Source organism: Butyricicoccus sp. (assembly GCF_050872565.1).
In the GTDB taxonomy this organism is placed as follows: domain Bacteria; phylum Bacillota; class Clostridia; order Oscillospirales; family Butyricicoccaceae; genus Butyricicoccus_A.
On the sequence record NZ_JBNMHC010000131.1, the window covers coordinates 1 to 5708 of the forward strand.

Below are 5708 nucleotides of genomic sequence, written 5' to 3' on the forward strand. Positions count from 1 at the left end.
ACAGCGAAGTCAATATCAATTTGGATGACGGACTGTTTTTGGACGGCAATGTCGGTCTGTCCATGATGCGGGTAGAGATTACAGTTATTTTGCTCAGCTTGCTCGGTGCAATCAAAGATGCAGCAGTTGCGGTAACTTCTGCTGTCTATGAAATACATGAAAATAACCCAATGTTGCTGCCGTCTCAGCTGTTTGGTTCCGGTTTGAAAATCGGACGGGAGATTCTGGCAACAACGATGAACACGCTGTTTTTTGCCTGTGTCGGTGAATCGCTGCTGCTGTTTAATATTATTTGCTACTGGGGATATTCCTTCAGCTATATTCTCAACTCGAAGGCGCTGTTTCAAGTGCTGCTGTATTCCGGCATTGCAGCTTTGGGATGCATTGTAGCCATTCCACTGTCTGCGATTGCTATGGCGATGACACTCAAACGATTGTATGGAACCGGCGGCAAACCGCATGAGGAAAAATCATGACAAAGATGCAACAGAAATTGTTCGCCTTGCGCGATGAAGGCTATCGAACCTTTCAGAGCAAATTGATTCCTACAGTTAATCCGCAGACGATGATCGGCGTGCGCACGCCGGAACTGCGTAAGCTGGCCAAACAGATCGAGCAAAAGCCGGAAACACAGGAATTTTTACATACGCTTCCGCATATGTATTATGAAGAGAATAATTTGCATGGCTTTCTGCTCGAACGCATCAAAGACTATACCGTGTTTGTAACAGAGCTAAATGCCTTTTTGCCGTACATTGACAATTGGGCAACCTGCGATGGATTACGCCCCAAATGTGTCAAAACACATTTGCCGGAATTTTTACAGGAAATCCGCCGTTGGATGCAATCGGGACAGACATATACTGTCCGATTTGGCATCAATATGCTCATGTCTTTTTATTTGGATGATGCTTTTCGGGGCGAATATTTGTCTTGGGTGGCAGATGTTCAGTCGGACGAATACTATGTGCAGATGATGCAGGCATGGTATTTTGCGACTGCTCTTGCCAAACAATGGGACAGCACAATGGTATATTTGCAGCAAGAAAAGCTAAACGCATGGGTGCACAATAAGACGATTCAGAAAGCCATAGAGAGCAGACGAATTTCCGCGCAGCAGAAGCAAATGTTGAGGACTTTGAAGCGATGAAGGAACGAATCATAGAGGGAATCCCTGTACAAGTTGTGCGCAAGCGCATTCGGTCAATGAACCTGTCGGTTCACCCGCCGGAGGGGACAGTGCGCCTGTCTGTGCCGCTGCGCACGCCGAATCAAGTGATTGATCGCTTTGTATTAGAACATATCCATTGGATTCGCGTGCAGCAAGCGAAAATTCGCATGGCATATCCGCAGCATCAATATACGAGCGGAGAACACGTGTACAGCTTTGGCACGCCGTTGGAGCTGCTCGTGCAGGAAACCGGAAAACGCGGCAGCGTGCAGCGCACAGGCGATGTGCTTATCCTATCTGCTCCAAAAGACAGTACACCGGAGCAGCGCAAGGCTTGGATTGAAGGCTGGCAGAGAGCGCAACTGCACGAACAAGCAGAATATTTGCTGACAAAGTGGGCAGATTGCATTGGTGTGGAAGTAAGAGAGTGGCACATTAAGCGGATGCGAACCAAATGGGGCACGTGCAATTATACCGCGCACCGGATTTGGCTGAGTTTAGCATTGGCGGAAAAACCCTTGCCTTGTATAGAGTATGTGGTGGTACATGAGCTGTGTCACTTGCTGGAAGCGAGCCACAACGCACGATTTTGGGCGTGCGTAGAACGCTATCTGCCGGATTGGCGGGAACGAAAACAACGATTAAATGAACCCGTAAGATAGAAAAAGCGGTTGCAATTTTTTGCAACCGCTTTTTGCGTAAAGATTACATATTCTTGAGTTTTTCTGTGATTTCTGTACAGGTGTGATAAATTTCCTGCGCATCGGTTCCTACATCGAACTCGCCGTTTTCATACAAAATCTTACCGGCAATCATCGTCAGCAGCACATTTTGCTTGCTGCCGCTATATACGAGGTTCTTACTGATGTTGTTGATTGGCTGCATGTTTGGCTGATTCAAGTCGAGGACGATGAGATCGGCCTGAGAACCGGCAGTCAATGTCTCGCAATGAGGCAGGCGCATAGCCTTTGCACCGCCCACCGTTGCCGCATACAGGACGGCATTGGCATCAACCGCAGATGCATCGTTTTCATGTACCTTGGCGAGAGCAGTGGTCAAGAACATTTCTCGGAACATATCGAGGCAATTGTTGCTTGCCGGACCGTCTGTGCCGATTGCCAGATTGACACCGGCCTGTAAAATGTCCTGAATCGGTGCGATGCCGCTTGCCAGCTTCAGGTTAGATGCTGGATTGGTGACAACGGACATGTTATGCTTTTTGAAAATGGCGATGTCTTCCGGCGTGAAGTGTACGCAGTGGTACCCACCGCCGCCAAAATCAAACAGATGCAGAGAATCCAAATACTGTGTCGGTGTCATACCATGCTTCTCTATACAAGAAGCGACTTCTCCGGCGGTCTCAGAATTGTGCGTGTATACCGGTGCTTGATACAGATGAGCCAGAGCGGCAAGATCTTCCAAAATACCGCGGGAGGTGGTGTATTCCGCATGGAATCCCAGCTCAAACGAGATGAGCGGGTGATAGCCGTTGTACTTTTGGTACCATTCACCGACCAGAGCCGCAGATTGGCTGAAATCGTTGACTGCACCGGTCAAGACTGTGCGGAAGCCTGTGTCAATCGAAGCTTGTACGATGGAATCCGGCGTCAGATACATGTCAAAGTTGGCAGTAATGCCGCTGGTTAAATACTCTAGATAAGCGAGCTTGGACAGATGATAAATATCTTCTTCTGTCAGCTTGGCTTCCATCGGGAATACCTGCTTGTTGAGCCAGTCTTGCAGCGGCAGATCGTCTGCATAGGAACGCAAAAATGTCATAGCGGAGTGCGTATGTGCATTTTTAAAGCCCGGCAAAATCAGGTTGCCGCAGATGTTGCGCTCGACATCCCAGTGCAGGTCAGACGGCTTTTCTTCACCGACATACGTAATTTTGTCGTCTTGAATCCAGATTTCGCCCCAAATCGGCTCGAAACCATCTGCCATGGTTAAAATACGGGCGTTGTACAGTCGCGTGTTCATGCGTGTTCCTCCTCTGGTGTGCCGAAGGAAAGTCCGGCGTGTTTTTTGTCAAATACTGCGCGCAGGCTCTCGGTATACGGCGGACGGCAGATGCCGTATTCTGTGACAATACCGGAAATTAACTCATGATCGGTGACGTCAAATGCCGGATTATAGCATTTGACTTCTGGAAGTGCCATAGGCTCTGCGTAAAATTTTTCTTTGATTTCTTCCGGATCGCGCTGTTCAATCGGAATATCCTCACCGGTTGCACAGTTCAGATCAATCGTAGAGGTTGGGCCGAGAACGTAGAACGGAATGCCGTAGTGCTTTGCCAGAATGGCAACGCCGGATGTACCGATTTTATTGGCGGCGTCGCCGTTTGCGGCAACGCGGTCACAGCCGACAAAACAAGCCTGTACCCAACCGTTTTTCATCACAAGGCTTGCCATGTTGTCACAGATCAACGTGACATCAATACCGCCGCGGCTCAATTCGTAAGAGGTCAGCCGTGCGCCCTGCAGCAATGGACGCGTCTCATCGGAAAAGACGTGGAAGTTGTAGCCGCGTTCTTTGCCCAAAAACAGCGGACCGAGCGCTGTGCCGTAGCGAGAGGTTGCCAGCGGACCGGCATTACAGTGCGTCAGAATGCCGTCTCCATCTTTGACAAGAGACAGACCGTATTCTGCAATCGAACGGCACATAGCGATGTCTTCCTTGTGAATAGCAAGGCATTCGTCATGTAAGACAGCCAGACGGTCTGGACGCTGGGCGCAGGTTTGTGCGACTTGCAGCATACGATCCAGTGCCCAGCGCAGATTCACTGCGGTCGGGCGGGAGGAAGCGAGATAGTCTGCCTGTGCGTGTAGGGCAGATAAAAACTCTTCCGAGGATAAATCGGCATCGATTTGCTGTGCCAAAACATAGAGATCATAAGCGGCGCAGATGCCGATACACGGCGCGCCGCGCACCTGCAAGCTCTTGATAGCGTCATACATTTCTTGTGCCGTGTGCAGGGTCAGATATTCTGTGCGGTTGGGCAGCTGTGTCTGGTCGAGAATGACAACGGCTGTGCCGTCATCGCTCAGATGGACATGGTCGGATAAATACTCACTCATGAATGGGTTTGCTCCCTTCTGTATCAATACTAGCAGGAATCGGACAGCCGGTGCTCATGGCTAACCGAACAATTTTTGCGGAATCTTCCACATATACAGCGTTTGTATAGGCTTGTGCCAAGGAATCAGCGGCCGTTACTACGCCATGATTCGCAAGCAGTGCGGCAGGCTTACGGCTGAGAATCGACAGGCAATTGGTACCGACAGCGGCGCTGCCTTGGGCGGCGTAATCAGCTACTTCAATGCTTCCGCCGAGAAACAGCAGCATTTCCACAAGCACACAGGGGATTTCTTTGCGGAGCACCGCATAGGCTGTGGCGTTGGGAGAATGCGTGTGGACAATGGCGCGATATTGCGGCAGATGTCGATAAATTTCTGCGTGCATTTTCCATTCGGATGATGGCTTGTGACCGGATAAAACATTGCCGTCTAAATCAATGATGACAATATCCTCCGGTTTCATCACGGTATAATCCATACCGCTCGGCGTGATGGCAATACAGCCGGATGCCGCATCATAGCAGCTTAGATTGCCACTGGTAGCAGCCATCATGCCTTCTCGGTAGGCTTTCTGCGCGGTGTTGACGATTTCCTCTCGCAGAGAGGAAAAGTCTGGCAGAGATTGCTTCATAAATAATCCCTCCGGTTTCTTTCTATGTTATTATACGTTTTTTTTGATTTCGCTTCAACAGCAGATCAGGAAATACTTGCAATTTGTTCAGAGGGTCGTATAATGGGGAGAGGGAGCTGTTTATTCCCGAAAATGAAAAAAGAAAACGTCACAGCTTGTGATGGTGGAGGAAAAAACAATGATTCAGGATATTGGACGCAATACCATTGATACCGAATTTGCCAAGCCAAAGCCGCAGGACACGGATTATGTCCTGATTTTTGAAAAGACCGATGTATTTGTTGTACCGGAGACCGGCGCACTGCCGACTTACGCCGACTGGAAGCGTTTGGGCGGCGATGATGCAGAACTGGTACATATTTTCGAGCAGGCAGGCACGCAGTTCTTTACTGTGCTCGAACCAGAGGATGAGATTAAGCAGCAGCTCAAGCGAGAAGTATCGCGCTATCTGCGCGCGGTAGAGCCGGAATGGCTGCGCCTCGGCTCGGTTACCGCGCTGCATTTGTTCCAGTGGTTCCAGGGCCGCCGCTTCTGTGGCTGCTGCGGCGCGCCGACCATGCCGGATGGCAAGGAACTGGCGATGCGCTGCACCAATGATGAATGCCGTGCCGTGACCTATCCGGCAATCAGCCCGGCGATTATTGTCGGCATTGTGAACAAGGGAAAAATTCTGCTGACACGTTCTTCGGTTTATAAAAATCCGGTATATGCGCTGGTATCCGGCTACATGAGTGTCGGCGAGACCTTTGAGACAACGGTTAAGCGCGAAGTCAAGGAAGAGACCGGCTTGGATGTGAAAAATATTCAGTATTATGGCAATCAGCCGTGG

The 5708-nt window shown here is 49.9% G+C and carries 7 protein-coding genes; 4 read left to right on the forward strand and 3 right to left on the reverse strand.

Annotated elements, in window-relative coordinates; all coding sequences use genetic code 11:
* The 3 genes from ACR0P9_RS06730 to ACR0P9_RS06740 form a co-directional block, all read left to right on the forward strand.
* Positions 1–476, forward strand: a 476-nt coding sequence (locus ACR0P9_RS06730) for a YibE/F family protein (protein ID WP_432618536.1), incomplete at its 5' end; no start/stop codon positions are given.
* Complete coding sequence (locus tag ACR0P9_RS06735) at positions 473–1150, forward strand: DNA alkylation repair protein (protein WP_432618538.1); 678 nt, start codon at positions 473–475, stop codon at positions 1148–1150. The genes ACR0P9_RS06730 and ACR0P9_RS06735, both read left to right, overlap by 4 nt.
* Positions 1147–1833: a M48 family metallopeptidase gene (locus ACR0P9_RS06740; protein ID WP_432618540.1), complete on the forward strand. Its 687-nt coding sequence runs from the start codon at positions 1147–1149 to the stop codon at positions 1831–1833. The genes ACR0P9_RS06735 and ACR0P9_RS06740 overlap by 4 nt, the downstream gene beginning before the upstream one ends.
* Positions 1834–1876: 43 nt before the next feature.
* On the opposite strand, the gene ACR0P9_RS06745 is transcribed toward ACR0P9_RS06740, so the two are convergent.
* Genes ACR0P9_RS06745 through ACR0P9_RS06755 form a run of 3 tightly spaced genes read right to left on the reverse strand, consistent with a single transcriptional unit; the run spans position 1877 to position 4879 of the window.
* A complete protein-coding gene (locus tag ACR0P9_RS06745) occupies positions 1877–3151 on the reverse strand; it encodes an amidohydrolase family protein (protein ID WP_432618542.1) in 1275 nt (424 codons plus the stop codon).
* A complete protein-coding gene (gene mtnA / locus ACR0P9_RS06750) occupies positions 3148–4248 on the reverse strand; it encodes an S-methyl-5-thioribose-1-phosphate isomerase (protein ID WP_432618544.1) in 1101 nt (366 codons plus the stop codon). Before mtnA ends, ACR0P9_RS06745 begins: the two co-directional genes overlap by 4 nt.
* Positions 4241–4879 (reverse strand): class II aldolase/adducin family protein, encoded by a 639-nt coding sequence (locus ACR0P9_RS06755; protein WP_432618546.1) that lies wholly within the window; start codon positions 4877–4879, stop codon positions 4241–4243. The genes mtnA and ACR0P9_RS06755 overlap by 8 nt, the downstream gene beginning before the upstream one ends.
* 178 nt (positions 4880–5057) lie before the next feature.
* Between ACR0P9_RS06755 and ACR0P9_RS06760 the strand changes: the two genes are divergently transcribed.
* Positions 5058–5708, forward strand: a 651-nt coding sequence (locus ACR0P9_RS06760; protein WP_432618548.1) for an NAD(+) diphosphatase, incomplete at its 3' end; no start/stop codon positions are given.

What these genes read in the sequence shown, in the direction of transcription:
- ACR0P9_RS06735 (WP_432618538.1), top strand. Translation starts at nt 473, where the DNA reads ATGACAAAGATGCAACAGAAATTGTTCGCCTTGCGCGATGAAGGCTAT.
- ACR0P9_RS06740 (WP_432618540.1), top strand. Translation starts at nt 1,147, where the DNA reads ATGAAGGAACGAATCATAGAGGGAATCCCTGTACAAGTTGTGCGCAAG.
- ACR0P9_RS06745 (WP_432618542.1), bottom strand. Translation starts at nt 3,151, where the DNA reads ATGAACACGCGACTGTACAACGCCCGTATTTTAACCATGGCAGATGGT.
- mtnA (WP_432618544.1), bottom strand. Translation starts at nt 4,248, where the DNA reads ATGAGTGAGTATTTATCCGACCATGTCCATCTGAGCGATGACGGCACA.
- ACR0P9_RS06755 (WP_432618546.1), bottom strand. Translation starts at nt 4,879, where the DNA reads ATGAAGCAATCTCTGCCAGACTTTTCCTCTCTGCGAGAGGAAATCGTC.